Annotated in this window: 8 protein-coding genes; 5 read left to right on the top strand and 3 right to left on the bottom strand. The window is 62.5% G+C overall.

The features are described 5' to 3' along the window. Nucleotides 1-223 precede the first annotated feature (223 nt). Together dusB and fis are read left to right on the top strand one after the other, a co-directional pair. Nucleotides 224-1,228 (top strand): tRNA dihydrouridine synthase DusB, encoded by a 1,005-nt coding sequence (gene dusB / locus AWX27_RS19995; RefSeq protein ID WP_004936856.1) that lies wholly within the window; start codon nt 224-226, stop codon nt 1,226-1,228. Then, nucleotides 1,210-1,506, top strand: a complete 297-nt coding sequence (fis, locus tag AWX27_RS19990) for a DNA-binding transcriptional regulator Fis (RefSeq protein WP_000462905.1) — start codon at nt 1,210-1,212, stop codon at nt 1,504-1,506. Before dusB ends, fis begins: the two co-directional genes overlap by 19 nt. A gap of 74 nt (nt 1,507-1,580) precedes the next feature. On the opposite strand, the gene AWX27_RS25165 is transcribed toward fis, so the two are convergent. Both AWX27_RS25165 and AWX27_RS19985 read right to left on the bottom strand, forming a co-directional pair. Continuing rightward, nucleotides 1,581-1,811, bottom strand: coding sequence for a hypothetical protein (locus tag AWX27_RS25165; RefSeq protein ID WP_141960366.1), 231 nt, complete (start codon nt 1,809-1,811; stop codon nt 1,581-1,583). Between the two features lie 150 nt (nt 1,812-1,961). Continuing rightward, nucleotides 1,962-2,303 carry a hypothetical protein gene (locus AWX27_RS19985; RefSeq protein WP_016930249.1) on the bottom strand — a complete coding sequence of 114 codons (342 nt, stop codon included), beginning with the start codon at nt 2,301-2,303 and terminating at the stop codon, nt 1,962-1,964. Between the two features lie 247 nt (nt 2,304-2,550). Here AWX27_RS19985 and lpxO point away from each other — a divergent pair, with 247 nt between their 5' ends. The 3 genes from lpxO to AWX27_RS19970 all read left to right on the top strand — a co-directional run bounded on the left by lpxO (nt 2,551) and on the right by AWX27_RS19970 (nt 5,491). Next, nucleotides 2,551-3,456 (top strand): lipid A hydroxylase LpxO, encoded by a 906-nt coding sequence (gene lpxO, locus AWX27_RS19980; protein ID WP_060424607.1) that lies wholly within the window; start codon nt 2,551-2,553, stop codon nt 3,454-3,456. Nucleotides 3,457-3,757: 301 nt separating this feature from the next. After that, nucleotides 3,758-4,678, top strand: coding sequence for a kdo(2)-lipid IV(A) palmitoleoyltransferase (lpxP, locus tag AWX27_RS19975; RefSeq protein ID WP_060424606.1), 921 nt, complete (start codon nt 3,758-3,760; stop codon nt 4,676-4,678). A 114-nt stretch (nt 4,679-4,792) separates the two neighbouring features. Then, nucleotides 4,793-5,491, top strand: coding sequence for a CTP synthase C-terminal region-related (seleno)protein (locus tag AWX27_RS19970; RefSeq protein WP_195892965.1), 699 nt, complete (start codon nt 4,793-4,795; stop codon nt 5,489-5,491). 49 nt (nt 5,492-5,540) lie between these two features. On the opposite strand, the gene AWX27_RS19965 is transcribed toward AWX27_RS19970, so the two are convergent. Continuing rightward, the gene (locus AWX27_RS19965) at nt 5,541-15,065 is read right to left on the bottom strand and encodes a non-ribosomal peptide synthetase (protein WP_231734703.1); all 9,525 of its coding nucleotides are present in this window, start codon (nt 15,063-15,065) and stop codon (nt 5,541-5,543) included. Between the last annotated feature and the right edge of the window lie 10 nt (nt 15,066-15,075).

Here is a 15,075-nt window from a genome sequence, read left to right as displayed (position 1 = left end):
GAATGCAGATAATATTCTGCGCAGAGGCGAATATTTTGCCGCACACAAAATAAGCACTTTTCGTCAACTTATTGTAAAATATATATAATATTTTTATGAATCACCGCGTAGCGCATTTTTCGTCCTAATATCGGGCCAATTGGTTAAAGTTTGGCCTTTCATCTCGACGCAAAAATGCGTAATATACGCGCCCTTGCGGACACAGTATGGTCACTCTTTGTCTATGCGCATTGGACACCACCAGCTTACTAATTGCCTGATTGCGGCCCCGATGGCCGGTATTACAGATCGCCCGTTCAGAACCCTCTGTCATGCAATGGGTGCTGGGATGGCTGTATCCGAAATGCTCTCCTCCAACCCGGAGGTGTGGCGGACGGATAAGTCGCGTCTGCGTATGGTGCATAGCGATGAACCAGGGATCCGCTCCGTGCAGATTGCCGGATGCGATCCTGATGATATGGCCGCCGCCGCGCGTATCAACGTGGCCAGCGGCGCGCAGATCATCGACATCAATATGGGATGCCCTGCCAAAAAAGTGAACCGGAAGCTTGCCGGGTCCGCCTTGTTGCAGTACCCGGATCTGGTAAAACGGATCCTCCACGCGGTGGTTGACGCGGTGGATGTGCCGGTAACGCTGAAGATTCGCACCGGCTGGGCGCCAGAGCATCGTAACTGTGTAGAGATTGCCCAACTGGCCGAAGACTGTGGTATTCAGGCCCTGACGATTCACGGCCGAACCCGCGCCTGTCTGTTTAACGGCGACGCGGAATACGACAGCATTCGGGCAGTTAAGCAGAGTGTTTCCATTCCGATTATCGCGAATGGGGATATTACTGACCCGCATAAAGCCAGAGCAGTGCTCGACTACACCGGGGCCGACGCCCTGATGATAGGCCGCGCTGCTCAGGGGAGACCCTGGATCTTCCGGGAAATCCAGCATTATCTGGACACTGGGGAGCTGCTGCCGCCGCTGCCGCTTGGCGAGGTGAAGCGCTTGTTGATTGGGCACATTCGGGAATTGCACGGCTTCTATGGCCAAGGCAAGGGATTCCGGATTGCTCGTAAGCACGTGTCCTGGTATCTCCAGGAACACGCTCCGAATGACCAGTTTCGGCGCACATTCAACGCCATAGAGGATGCCAGCGAACAGCTGGAGGCGTTGGAGGCATATTTCGAAAATCTTAGCGTAAAAAAAGAGCTGACAGAACTATGTTCGAACAACGCGTAAATTCTGACGTACTGACCGTTTCTACCGTTAACTCACAAGATCAGGTGACTCAAAAGCCTCTGCGTGACTCGGTTAAACAAGCACTGAAGAACTATTTTGCTCAACTGAACGGTCAAGACGTAAATGACCTGTATGAGCTGGTACTGGCTGAAGTTGAACAGCCACTGTTGGACATGGTGATGCAATACACCCGTGGCAACCAGACCCGCGCAGCCCTGATGATGGGCATCAACCGCGGCACGCTGCGTAAGAAGCTGAAAAAATACGGCATGAACTGATACTAGTCAGTTAACGTGTTGAAAAGGCGCTTTATCTCATTTGATAAGCGCCTTTTTCTTTTTCTGGCCTGTGCCTACATTGGCGGGGCTTTACGCGGAATGCGCTTATCAATATATCCGGCAATGAAATAGCAAATACCCGCCACGCCCGCGATCATCACGTAGCGCTTCCACCCGTCCAACTCCACACCCAGGCTATCCAGCCCGCTCAACACCACAAACACCAGCAGACCCAAAATAACCGATGCTCTGCCTGTCCAGGTTGGCGGAGGTGTAAATAAACGCCTTACCCAATAGGGCCTCATAGGGCTTCCTTCTTACTTACGACGGAGTCACCAATCGATGAAGGATACTCTCACGTTTTAATCAGGGCGACAAAGCACGACATCAGCGTGGCGGATTATAACCATAAAAAAAGGCCGGAAACCCGGCCCTCTTGTTGTGACGACAGCAAATTACTCGGTCGCTTTGTTCTTGAGGCTTTCCGCCCCTTGCTTGGTCTTATCCCAAGCCTTCTCCGTACCCTGTTTGGTGGAGTGCCAGGCCTTTTGCGAGCCCTCGCTCACTTTGCTGCCGACGCTGTCGCTCTTGCCTTCAGCGGCGTGCTTGGCTTTCAGCTTCAGCTCTTCACCCTTGTCCTGAGACTGGTGCAGCTTTTCTTTGGCGGTATCCGCCCCTTTGTGCGCTTCGGCAACGACCTCGTTGCTGGCGTGAGCGGCGGTGTCGGTCGCGGTCTCAGCGGCGAACACCGGGGAAGCGAGCAGCAGTGCAGACAAGGCAATGATTGATTTCTTCATAAGTCCCTCTTTTTTCAGATACGTGCCATTCGTCATGAAACAAGATGGCATGAAACGCCCCTTGAACGATTTAAGAATAGGACTAAAACCAAAAAAATCGATATAAAATTTTATTAAAAATAAATTTCTCATTTTTTTATGCCGTTCGAGCGAATCCCGGTCAAAAAGCACGAAAACGTTAAATTTTTCCTGTCACAAAACTATAATTTGTATGAATTTTTAACAAGCATTAACAGGGATGGATTCTATGGTTGCCGCGATCATTATCGGCATTTTCATCGTCAGCTTCTTCTACGCGCACTCCCGCGGCAAAGAGAAACAAAAGGTTACCCGCCAACTGTTCGATCACTCCACCTTTATGGGGCCGATCAACATGTTTATGACCGGTTTCTCCCGTTTGCCCGCCAAACAGCCCTATTTCGACGAAAAAGGCTTCCCGGAGCTGCAGACGCTGACCGACAACTGGCAGGTGATCCGCGAAGAAGCGGTGCGCCTGCAGGATCACATCAAAAAGGCGCAGTCGCACAACGATGCCGGCTTCAACACCTTCTTCAAACGCGGCTGGAAACGTTTCTATCTGAAATGGTACAGCGACAGTCACCCTTCGGCGCAGACGCTGTGCCCGCAAACCGTCGAGCTGCTCAACCGCATCCCGTCGGTCAAGGCGGCGATGTTCGCCGAGCTGCCGCCCGGCAGCCATTTGGGTAAACACCGCGACCCTTACGCCGGCTCGGTGCGCTATCACCTGGGGCTGATGACGCCCAACGACGATCGCTGCTTCATCGAAGTGGATGGCGAACAGCACAGCTGGCGTGACGGCGAGGCAGTGATCTTCGACGAAACCTACGTGCACTGGGCACAGAACGACACCGACCAGACGCGCATCATTCTATTTTGCGACGTCGAGCGGCCGATGAAGTGGCGCTGGGCGCAGGCGGTCAACCACTGGGTCGGCTCTACGCTGATGTCGGCGGCCAGCTCGCCGAACGACGACCAGGACCGCACCGGCGGCATCAACCGCATCTTCAAATACGTCAACGCGGTGCGCGATGCCGGTCAGCGCCTGAAAGCACGCAACCGCCGCGGTTACTACCTGCTGAAATGGCTGGTGATCGCTGCAATCTTCGCCGCGATTATCATTCCCAGCCTATAAAACGCGCCAATCTTCAACTTAGGGGCAACGCGAATGAGAATATTCGCATGCCCCTCTTCCGCCACACCCCGTACCCTGTGCTAGCATAAGCATTCCTAGAGCCGCCTCCGCTGGCCAACAGCTATCCCTCCGAAGCCTGATAGCAGCGCAAACCGCCCTTCGAATGTAAATGTTTAGTCAATTATGGAATCCCGACTAAACCCTGGTCGTGCCCGGGTGTCTGAGTGGTCGTATCGCTATCGAGTGGAACCTTTATGCGTTACAGCTTGCTGCCCCTTTTTAACGTATAAAACGAGTTTCTATGAAATCAGCCAAAGCATTTCAACTGGCCTTGCTGCACCCGCGCTACTGGCTCACCTGGTTCGGCCTCGCCCTGCTGTTCCTGCTGGTCCAGCTCCCCTATCCGTTGCTTTACCGGCTGGGGGTGTGGATGGGGCGTACCTCGATGCGTTTTCTCAAGCGTCGCGTCGCCATCACCCGCCGCAACCTCGAGCTGTGCTTCCCCGAGATGGACGAAGCGCAGCGCGAGCACAAAGTGGTGGGCAACTTCGAATCGCTCGGCATGGGCCTGTTGGAAACCGGCATGGCCTGGTTCTGGCCGGATAAACGCGTCAAGCGCTGGTTCAACGTCTCCGGCATCAACCACCTCAACCTGGCGCAGCGTGACGATCGCGGCGTGCTGGTGATCGGCGTGCACTTTATGTCGCTGGAGCTGGGCGGCCGGGCTATGGGCCTGTGTCAGCCGATGATGGCGATGTACCGCCCACACAACAACAAAGCGATGGAGTGGGCCCAGACCAAGGGCCGTATGCGCTCCAACAAGGCGATGATCGATCGCAAGGATCTGCGCGGCATGGTGCACGCACTCAAGCGCGGCGAGGCGGTGTGGTTCGCGCCGGATCAGGACTACGGCCCGCGCGGCAGCGTATTCGCCCCGCTGTTCGCCGTCGATCAGGCCGCGACCACCAGCGGCACCTTTATGCTGGCGCGCATGGCCAACCCGGCGCTGGTGCCGGTGGTGCTGATCCGCCGCGAAGGGGGCCGCGGTTACGACCTGCTGATTCAACCGGCCCTGGAAGACTATCCGCTCAGCGACGAACAGGCGGCGGCGGCCTATATGAACAAAGTGATCGAGAAAGAGATCCTGCGGGCACCGGAGCAATATCTGTGGCTGCACCGCCGCTTCAAAACCCGGCCGGTCGGCGCGCCGTCGCTGTACTGACCCCTTTTTCCAGCCCGGCCGACGCCGGGCTTTTTTGTGCGCAGCGTTTAAAAAATCTGCGGTTCACGATCCCGCTTTCCTGTAATCTCCTTTTTTACCCGCACAGGAAAGGAAATGATGAAAGCTCAAGTTCGCATTGCTCTGGTCGGTGATTACAACCCGCAAGCCGTGGCCCATCAGGCCATCCCCGTGGCGCTCCGGCTCGCCGCCGCCCATCTCGACATCGACGTGCTGCCCCAGTGGCTACCGACCGACACCCTGACCACCCCCGAAACGCTGCAAAATTTCGACGCCATCTGGGTGGTGCCGGGCAGCCCGTATCGTTACGACGACGGCGCCTTTATGGCGATCCGTCATGCGCGGGAAAACGACGTGCCGTTCCTCGGCTCCTGCGGCGGTTTTCAATACGCCATCGTCGAATACGCCCGCAACGTGATGGGCTGGCACGACGCCGGCCATGCGGAAACCGACAGCGGCGGCCGGTTGGTGATCGCCCCGCTGAGCTGCTCGCTGGTGGAGAAAACCGGCGACATCGTTTTTCAGCCCGAGACCCGCGTCGCGCAGGCCTACGGCAGCCTGAACACCCATGAAGGCTACCACTGCAACTTCGGCGTGAATCCGGAGTTCGTCGCCGATCTTGAGCGCTTCCCGCTGATGATCAGCGGCCACGACAGCGAAGGCGACGTGCGCGCCATCGAACTGCCGGGCCTGCGTTTTTATGTCGCCACGCTGTTCCAGTCGGAACGCGCCGCGCTGCGCGGCGAGCTATCACCGCTGGTGGTGGAGCTCGTCAAAACCGCCGCCAACGGGTAAAAAAAAAGCCCTCTTGCGAGGGCTTTCTCATCGGATACATCCCGCCGGCTTACGCCTGTCCGAGCTCGCGCAACGCCAGATTGAAGTGTTGCCCCAGCTCACGCCGATGAACCGGATGCTCCATCATCGACACATGGTCGCCGTTGACCTGGCTGACGCGGACGGTCGCCGGCGGCAGCAGCTTATCCCATCCCAACGCGGAAGCGTCTTCGCGGCAATATCCCGCCTGCTTGATCTTCTGCCAATACGCCTGGAACTGTGCGTTCTGCGAATTGACGGAAACCTGCTCCTGCTTCGCCTTGAACAGATGGATTTTCAGCGATGCGGGCTGCACCAGGGTCGCTTCCACCAGTTTGGCGTAGTGGTGCCGCTGCTGCCAGAGCGCCGCCTCGTCGGCCACTTCCTCACGCTGAGTCTTGATCCCGGCGCGTTGCACGGCCGCAATCGCCTCCGGCAACGGCAGCTCAGCCAACTGCTGACAGAACTGCGGATCCGGCCTTTCCTGCGTTGACTCCACCCAGTTCAGCAACAGCTGGACCGGGCTGTGCATCGCCGCCACCGGCCGCAACGTGTCGATCAACCCCAGGAAAGCGACCGCTTCCCCGGCCGATTGCAGCTGCTCGGCGATGGCATAGGCCAACACCCCGCCGGAAGAGTACCCCGCCAGATGGTATGGCCCCTGCGGCTGCACTTCGCGAATCAACGCCACGGCGCTGGCGGCCATATCGGACATGGTGGCCGGCTTCTCCTCCACCGCCGGCCACGGCACGGCGTAGACCGGGAAGGTCTCGTCGATCTCCTTGGCCAATTCAAACACGTAGGAGTGGTCACCAAAGCCGGTCGGGACGAAGAACAGCGGCGGCCGGCTGCCGCTGCTGCGAGCCGGCACCGCTTTACGCAACGGAGCCTCGGCGGTGCGACGATCTATCCGCTCGGCCAGCTCGGCCAATATCGGATGGTTGAAGATCGCCTGTACCGGCAAGGTGATGCCTTGCTGACGCAGCTGGCTGGAAAGACGCACCGCCAGCAGCGAATGGCCACCGAGCTCGAAGAAATTGTCGTGACGCCCTATCTGGCCAATCTCGAGCAGCTCACACCATACCCGCGCCAGCGTCGTTTCGGTCTCCCCCTGAGGCGCCGCATACTCCCGAGTGCCGACTGCCGCGCGCTCCGGCTCCGGCAAGGCGCGCCGATCCAGCTTGCCGTTGGCGGTCAACGGCAGCGCATCCAGCCAGACATAAGCCGACGGCACCATGTACTCCGGCAAACGTTCGCTCAGATAGGCCCGTAGCTGTCCCTGCAACGCGCTGCGGTCAACGTCGGCCGTCGGTACGATCCAGGCGACCAGGCGCGGATGATGTTCCGTCGAACAAACCTGCACCACCGCTTCCCGCACCCACGGGCTCGCCGCCAGCTGCACCTCAATCTCGCCCGGTTCGATGCGGAACCCGCGCAGCTTGATCTGCTGATCGCATCGCCCCTGGTATTCAAGACTGCCGTCCGGCAAATAACGCGCCAGATCGCCGGTGCGATACATGCGGCCGCCACCGACCGGATTGAACGGATCGCTCAGGAAGCGCTGTGCCGTCAGTTCCGGTCGGTTCAGGTAGCCCAACGCCACCCCCACGCCGCCGATGTGCAATTCCCCCACCGCCCCCATCGGCACCGGGCGCCCGCGGGCGTCCAGCAAGTAAGCGCGGGTATTGCCGATCGGTTTCCCAATCGGCAAGCGCGCCTCCCCTTCAGCCCGCTCGATACGTGCCGTTGTCGCAAAGGTGGTGGTCTCCGTCGGCCCATAGGCATGGATCAGGTGCACCGGCCCCCGCTCTTGCAACAGCCGCGCATAAGCGCCCGGATCCTCTTTCTCCCCTCCGCTAATCAGATATTTCAACTGCGCCAGTGCGCCGCTGATGCTGTGCACATACTGATTGAACAGCGCGGTGGTCAAGAACAGCGTGGTGATGCGATGGCGTTGTAGTTCGGCCGCCAGACGCTCGGCCTCCATCATCACTTCCGGCGCGATCACCACCAGCGCACCGCCATTCAACAGAGCGGCCCAAACCTCCATCGTGCTGGCATCAAACGCCGGGTTGGCGGCAAAGGCGATGCGGTCGTCGGCGTCAAAGGCGGCGTAGCGGTTGTTGCGCACCAGACGCGTGATCCCCTGGTGCGGCGTCATGACGCCTTTCGGCGTCCCGGTCGAGCCGGAGGTATACATGATGTAGGCTGTCGCGCCGCTCGACACGCGCAACGCCGGGTTACCGACATGACCTTCAGCTTCGCGATCCTCGACCGTCAGCTGCGGAATGCCTTCGTCGCCGACGGCGTCCGTCAGCATCAGGCAGGCGCCGCTGTCATCGGCGATCCACGCCTGACGCGCGGCCGGCAGTTGCGGATCGATAGGGACATACGCCGCCCCGGCCTTGATTACCGCCAATTGGGCGCAGACCAGTTCGATGCTGCGCGCCAGCCGCACCGCGACCCGGTCGCCCGGTTGTACGCCGCGCTCAATCAGCCGATGCGCCAACCGGTTGGCGCGCGCATTCAACTGTGCGTAGCTGAGCCGTTGCGCATCCTGAATCAAAGCGATGGCCTGCGGCGTCTGCCGCGCCTGCTGTTCAAACAGTTCGTGCACGCAGGTATCCGCCGGGTAAGCTTCCGCCGTATGATTCCAGCGGCACAGCTGCAGCGCATACTCTTCATCCGGCATCACCTCCAGTTCGCAGACCGGTGTCTGAGGCGCCTGCTCCAATGCCTGCGCCAATGCGCTCAACGCCTGCGCCATATAGCCGCACACGCGCTGCGCTTCAATCGGCTGCCTGACCTGCGCCGTCAGGCCCAGCGAATCACCGCCATCCTCGACCGACAGCACGAACGGATAGTTGGTACGTTCCTGGCTATCGAGCAGCGTCACGCCGGTCGGCAATGCGGTGTCCTCGCCGCTGTTATGCCGGTAGTTCAGCAGGGCACTGAACAGCGGCGTGCCCGCGGCGACGCCGCTGCAGCGCTGCGCCAACGCCAGCGGCGCATGCTCATGGGCCAGCAGCCCACTCAGCCGGATGTGCGCCTGCAACACCGCCGATTCCGCGCCGACCTCGTTGACATCCAGCCGTAGCGGCAGAGTATTGATAAACAATCCGAGCGCCCGTTCCGCCCCGTCTCCGGCCTGCATGCGGCCCAACAATACGGTGCCGAACACCACCTCATCGCGGCCGGTAGCGCGCGCCAACACCTGCGCCCAGGCCAGGTGGCACAGGCTGGCCAGGCTGACGCCCAGCCGCCGCGCCTGCCGCCGCAGCTGTTGGTTGAGCGTATGCGGTAAGGCCAGGTGCGCCGTCGAGATATCCCGCCCTTCGCCATGCACGTCGCTCAGGCCGAACGGCAACGACGGTTCATCGATATCCGCCAGCATAGTGCGGAAGAACTGTTCGTGTTCGGCCTTGCTGACGCCGAGCCTTGCCTGCGCCACCGCGTTGCGGAACGGCGGCGCCTTGGCCAGTTCGTCCCCGCGCCCGGCCAGGATCAGGTTGATCTCCTCCTGCATCACCGCCAGGGTCGAGTGGTCGCCGATCAGGTGATGCCACTGCTGGAGCACGCACCAACTGCCTTCTTCCCCCTGTGCGGCGACAAAGCTCAGCAACGGTGCGCGCGTCAGGTCAGGCCGCACGCGGCGCGGATCAAACAACGCCGTCAGCCGCGAACCGATCTCGCCCTCCGCCGGATTGAGCCGCAGTTCTCGCAGCGACAACTCGGCCTTGCGCCACACCACCTGCACCGGCGATGACACGCCCTGCGTGATGAACGCGGTGCGCAGAATGTCATGGCGATCGATCACCTGCTGCATCGCCGCCAGCCAGGCGTCCAGGCGCGCACGGCTGTCGAAACGCAGCACCGCGGACAGCTGGTACGGGTCGCCCCGTTCCGCCAGCAGATGGTGGAACAAAATCCCCTCCTGCAGCGGCGACAAGGCGTAGATGTCCTGTACGTTGGCCACGCCGCCCGGCACCTGCGCTACCACCGCGTCGATCTCCGGCTGGCTCAGCGTCGCCAGCGGCAACATCTCCGGCGTAATGGCTACGCAGCCCGGTAGGATACCGTTGGCCGGCACGCTCACTTCCTGCTGCGTGACCAACGTCTGCGCCAGCGTTGACAGCGTCGGCGCGGTGAACAGCGTTTGCACCCCGGCGCTCAATCCGACACGGCGCAGCTGCGCCATCAACTTCACCGCCAGCAGCGAGTGGCCGCCCAATTCGAAGAAGTTATCGTGGCGCCCGACCCGCTCAAGGCCCAGCAGCTCGCGCCAGATCCCCGCCAGCAGCGTTTCCAGTTCGCCTTCAGGTTCGGCGTAAACCTCACGCACGTAGGCGTCCTCCTGCGGCTCAGGCAGCGCGCGCCGATCCAGTTTGCCGTTCGGCGTCAGCGGTAGCGTATCCAGCGCCACCCAGGCCGCCGGCAGCATAAACTCCGGCAACATCCCCGCCAGATACTGTCGCAGCGTCACCGCCAACGTCTGGCGATCCGCGTCAGCCTCCGGCACCACCCAGGCCACCAACCGCTTAGTGTCCGCTTCGCCGAGGACATCCACCACCGCTTCGCGCACCGCCGGGTGACCGGCCACTCGCGCCTCGATCTCACCGCATTCGATGCGGAAGCCGCGAATTTTCACCTGCCGATCGTTGCGTCCCAGGTAGTCGATATTGCCGTCCGGCAGATAGCGCGCCAGATCGCCGGTGCGGTACATCCGCTCGCCTGGGTTAAACGGATCCGCCAGGAATCGCTCTGCCGTTAACTCTGCGCGGTTGAGATAACCCAGCGCCACTCCGGGGCCGGCGATGTAGATCTCGCCGGTCGCGCCGAGCGGCACCGGTTGCCCGTGCGCATCCAGCAGATAAATCCGGGTATTGCCGATTGGCCGCCCGATAGGCAAACGCTGCCAGGGATCCACCCGCTCGATCGTGGCCGTCGTGGCAAACACCGTACACTCGGTCGGCCCATAACCGTTGATCAGCCGTACCGGCCCAGCCTCTTTCAGCATGCGGGCAAAGGCGTGCGGATCCGCCGCTTCACCGCCGCTCAGCAGATATTTCAACTGCGCCAGCGTCGCGGCGATGCTATGGACATATTGGTTAAACAACGAGGTGGTCAGGAACAAGACGTTAATCCCTTGCCGCACCAGCGCCGCCGCCAACGCCTCGGCTTCCGTCAACACTTCCGGCGCAATGATTGCCAGACTGGCGCCATTCAACAGGGCTCCCCACATTTCCAGCGTGCTGGCGTCAAACGCCGGATTGGCGGCGAAAGCGAAGCGATCGCCGCGTTCAAACGACGCAAAACGGTTGTTGATCGCCAGCCGGAGGATGCCTTGATGCGTCACCATGACGCCTTTAGGCGTACCGGTCGAGCCCGAGGTATACATGATGTAGGCCGGCGCGTCGCCGGCGCGAGGCACCGCCGGATCGTGGGTCGGATTCTGCCGCAGCCGATCGATACGCAGGCATGCGATCTCGCCGGCTATCTCGCGGTCGAGATCGCGATCGCACAGGATCAACGACGCCCCGCTGTCGCCGATGATCCACGCCTGCCGCGCAACGGGCAGGTGCGGATCGAGCGGCACATAAGCAGCCCCCGCCTTGAGGATCGCCAGCTGGGCGATGACCAGAGAAACGCTGCGTTCAAGCGACGTGGCCACGCGATCGCCCGGGCGCACGCCCTGTGCGATGAGTTGGTGCGCCAGTTGGTTGGCGTGGGCGTTCAATTGGGCATAGCTCAGGCTGTCCCGATCGTTCACCACCGCGACGGCGTCCGGCGTGCGCTGCGCCCACTGTTCAAACAGGACGTGGGCACTGCTCTGCGCCGGATAAACTTCCGCGGTTCGGTTCCAGCCGTACAACAACAGTTCGCGCTCGGCAGCCGGCAGCAGATCGAGATGCGACGCAGGCTGCGTAGCATTTGTCGCCATCGCCCGCAACACCTGCACCAGGTAAACGCCGTAACGCTCGGCGGTAGCGCGGTCGAACAGCGCGGTGGCGAAGTTCAGCGTACCGCTGATTTGCTCATCGCGCTCCGCCAGATCGAGCGTCAAATCATACTTGGCGATCTGATAGCCCAACTCGGCACTCTCGGCCTGCAGCCCAGGCAGCGAGATATCGCGCACCGAGCCGTCCTGCCAGGCCAGCATCACCTGGAACAGCGGGGTATAGCCCAGGTGGCGCGGCGGATTGACCAGCTCCACCACCTGCTCGAACGGCAGATCGCGATTTTCCCGTGCCGCCAGCACCGTGTGGCGGATCCGCGCGATCAGCGTCGGCAGATCCGGATCGTCGCGAAGATCGATGCGCAGCGCCAGCGTGCTGACGAAGAAGCCGACCAGCGATTCGGTTTCCAGCCGGCCACGGTTGGCCTCCGGCGTGCCGATCACCAGCTCCTGCTGCCCGGCCATGCGCGCCAGCACCAGGCTCCAGGCCGCCAGCACCGTCATGAACAGCGTGCCGCCATGCTGCCGGCTGAACTGCCGCAGCGCCTGCGTCAGCTCGGCGTCGATCGCGATCGGCACCTCTCCGCCGCTGAAAGACTGCACCGTCGGACGCGGCCGGTCGGTCGGCAGCGTCAGCAGCGCCGGCGCATCGCTCAGCGTTTCGCGCCAGTATTGCGCCTGCGCCGCCAGCCGCTCCGGCGTCAGATAGCGACGCTGCCAGGCGGCGTAATCCGGGTATTGCAGCGTCAGCGGCGGCAGCGGATCGGTATCGCCGCGACGGAAAGCCCCGTACAACGCCCCCAGTTCACGCAGCAGAATGCCGGTCGACCAACCGTCGGAGACGATGTGATGACAGGTGAGCAGGAACAGATGTTCCTCATCCGCCAGGCGGATCAGCGCGGCGCGCACCAGCGGCCCCTGCGTCAAATCGAAAGGCGCCTCCGTCAGGCGCTGCGCCAGTTGCCGCGCCTGGCTCTGAGCATCCTGCCGCCCGCGCAGATCGTGAACCGTCAACGGCAGCGCGTCTGCCGGCAGAATGTGCGCCTGCGGCTGCCCCTCGACGGTGACAAACCGGCTGCGCAACGCTTCGTGGCGGGCATAGAGCGCATCCAGGCTCTGCCGCCAGGCGGGCAGATCCAGCTCGCCGCGCAGGCTCAGCGCCAGGGGAATATGGTAGGTTTCACTCAGGCCTTCCAACTGCGTCAGGAACCACAAACGCTGCTGGGCAAACGACAGCGGCAACTCGGCGCCGCGTGGCATAGCCTCGATCGGCGGCAGCGCCTCATCGGTTCTCCGCAGTTGCTGCGCCAACGCCAGCAGCGTCGGGTTGGCGAACAGGGTCTGCAACGGCAGCTGCCATTCCACCTGCTGCAGACGGTTGGTCAGACGTACCGCCAACAGCGAGTGCCCTCCCAGTTCGAAGAAGTTATCGTGGCGACCTACCTGCTCCACGTTCAGCAGCTCGCGCCAGATCGCCGCCAGCAGCGTTTCGTGTTCACCCTGCGGCGCTTCGTACGCTGCCTGGCTCTGCGCCCCCTGCGGTTCCGGCAACGCCCGACGATCCAGCTTGCCGTTCGGCGACAGCGGCAACGCCGCCACCACCACCCAGGCCGACGGCACCATATAGTCCGGCAGCGCCGCGCTCACATGCTGCCGCAGCGCGCCTGCCAGCGTCTCTTCTGCCACGCCGGCGGCCGGCACCACCCACGCCACCAGCCGTTTGTCGTCGCCCACCGCCCGCGCATCCACCACCGCTTCACGCACCGCCGGGTGCGCCGCCAGCACCGCCTCTATCTCCCCGCATTCGATGCGGAAGCCGCGGATTTTCACCTGCTGGTCATTGCGCCCCAGGTACTCGATGTCGCCGCTCGCCAGATAACGCGCCACGTCGCCGGTGCGGTACATCCGCCCGCCCGGCGCGAACGGATCGCTCAGGAAGCGCTCCGCCGTCAATTCGGGCCGGTTCAGGTAGCCCCGCGCCACCTGCACCCCGCCGATATACAGCTCGCCCACCGCCCCCAGCGGCACCGGCTGCCCGTGCTCGTCCAGCAGGTAGATGCGCGTGTTGGCGATCGGCCGCCCGATCGGCACCGACACCCGGTCCGCCTCCCGCGAACAGTGCCAGGCGGTAACGTCCACCGCCGCCTCCGTCGGCCCATACAGGTTATGCAACTCCGCCTGCGGCAGCCGGCGGTAAAACTCTGCCACCAGCGCCGCCGGCAGCGCTTCCCCGCTGCACATCACCCGCACCACCTGGCCGCAGCGCGTCGCCGCCTGCCCGTCCGCCAGGAAGCTTTGCAGCATCGACGGCACGAAGTGCAGCGTGGTGACGCCGTACTGTTCGATCGCGCGGCTCAGGTAGTCCGGATCCTTGTGCCCTTCCGGCTTCGCCATCACCAGACGCGCGCCGACCATCAGCGGCCAGAAGAACTCCCACACCGAGACGTCGAAGCCGAACGGCGTTTTTTGCAGCACCGTGTCCGCCGCCGTCAGGCCGTAGGCTTCCTGCATCCACACCAGCCGGTTGACCACCCCGCGGTGCTCATTCATCGCGCCCTTCGGTTTACCGGTCGAGCCCGAGGTGTAAATCACGTACGCCAGGTGCGACGCCTGCGCGCGCCGTTCCGGGTTCTCGGCGCTCAGCGTATCCGGCAGCGCCGCCTCCAGCGCCAGCTGCGGCGTCGCAGGCTCGCCCAGCGCCGCCCGGCCGGCGGCATCCGCCAGCAGCAGCACCGGGTCGGCATCCTGCAGGATGTACTGCAGGCGTTCACCCGGATAGGCCGGATCGAGCGGCACATAGGCGCCGCCGGCCTTGAGGATACCGAACAGCGCCGTCACCATGTTCAGGCCGCGTTCGGCGCACACCGCCACCCGGCTGTCCGGGCCGACGCCGCGCGCTATCAGCGCGTGCGCCAGCCGGTTGGCGCGGGCGTTCAGCTGGGCGTAGCTCAGGCTTTCCGCTCCGCTCACCAGCGCGGTGGCGTCCGGCGTGCGGCGCACCTGCTGCTCGAACAGCGCCGCCAGCGTCTGATCCAGCGGGTAGTCACGCTCGGTGCGGTTCCAGCCATGCAGCAGATGCTCCCGTTCGGCGAGCGGCAACAAATCGATATGGGATACTGACCGTGGGCTATTCAACGTCATCGCCCGCAGCGCCTGTACCAGGTAAACGCCGTAGCGTTCGGCGGTGGCGCGATCGAACAACGCCGTGGCGAAGTTCAGCGTACCGCTGATGCCTTCGCCGGTATCGGCCAGATCGAGCGTCAGATCAAACTTCGCCGCGCTGTATTCCAGCCCGGCCAACTCGGCCTGCAGCCCAGGCAGCGGAATATCGCGCACCGAGCCGTCCTGCCAGGCCAGCATCACCTGGAACAGCGGGGTATAGCCCAGGTGGCGCGGCGGATTGACCAGCTCCACCACCTGCTCGAACGGCAGATCGCGATTTTCCTGCGCCGTTAGCACCGTGTGGCGGATCCGCGCGATCAGCGTCGGCAGATCCGGATCGTCGCGAAGATCGATGCGCAGCGCCAGCGTACTGACGAAGAAGCCGACCAGCGATTCGGTTTCCAGCCGGCCACGGTTGGCCTCCGGCGTGCCGATCACCAGCTCCTGC

The organism is Serratia sp. 2880STDY5682894 (assembly GCF_001537385.1).
GTDB classification, from domain to species: Bacteria; Pseudomonadota; Gammaproteobacteria; order Enterobacterales; family Enterobacteriaceae; genus Serratia; species Serratia nevei.
This window is presented reverse-complemented; position numbering and strand designations above follow the sequence as displayed.

Excerpts from the sequence above, each read along its gene's own strand:
- AWX27_RS19985 (WP_016930249.1), bottom strand. The coding sequence starts at position 2,303 with ATGAAGAAATCAATCATTGCCTTGTCTGCACTGCTGCTCGCTTCCCCG.
- AWX27_RS19970 (WP_195892965.1), top strand. The coding sequence starts at position 4,793 with ATGATGAAAGCTCAAGTTCGCATTGCTCTGGTCGGTGATTACAACCCG.
- AWX27_RS25165 (WP_141960366.1), bottom strand. The coding sequence starts at position 1,811 with ATGAGGCCCTATTGGGTAAGGCGTTTATTTACACCTCCGCCAACCTGG.
- fis (WP_000462905.1), top strand. The coding sequence starts at position 1,210 with ATGTTCGAACAACGCGTAAATTCTGACGTACTGACCGTTTCTACCGTT.
- dusB (WP_004936856.1), top strand. The coding sequence starts at position 224 with ATGCGCATTGGACACCACCAGCTTACTAATTGCCTGATTGCGGCCCCG.
- lpxO (WP_060424607.1), top strand. The coding sequence starts at position 2,551 with ATGGTTGCCGCGATCATTATCGGCATTTTCATCGTCAGCTTCTTCTAC.
- lpxP (WP_060424606.1), top strand. The coding sequence starts at position 3,758 with ATGAAATCAGCCAAAGCATTTCAACTGGCCTTGCTGCACCCGCGCTAC.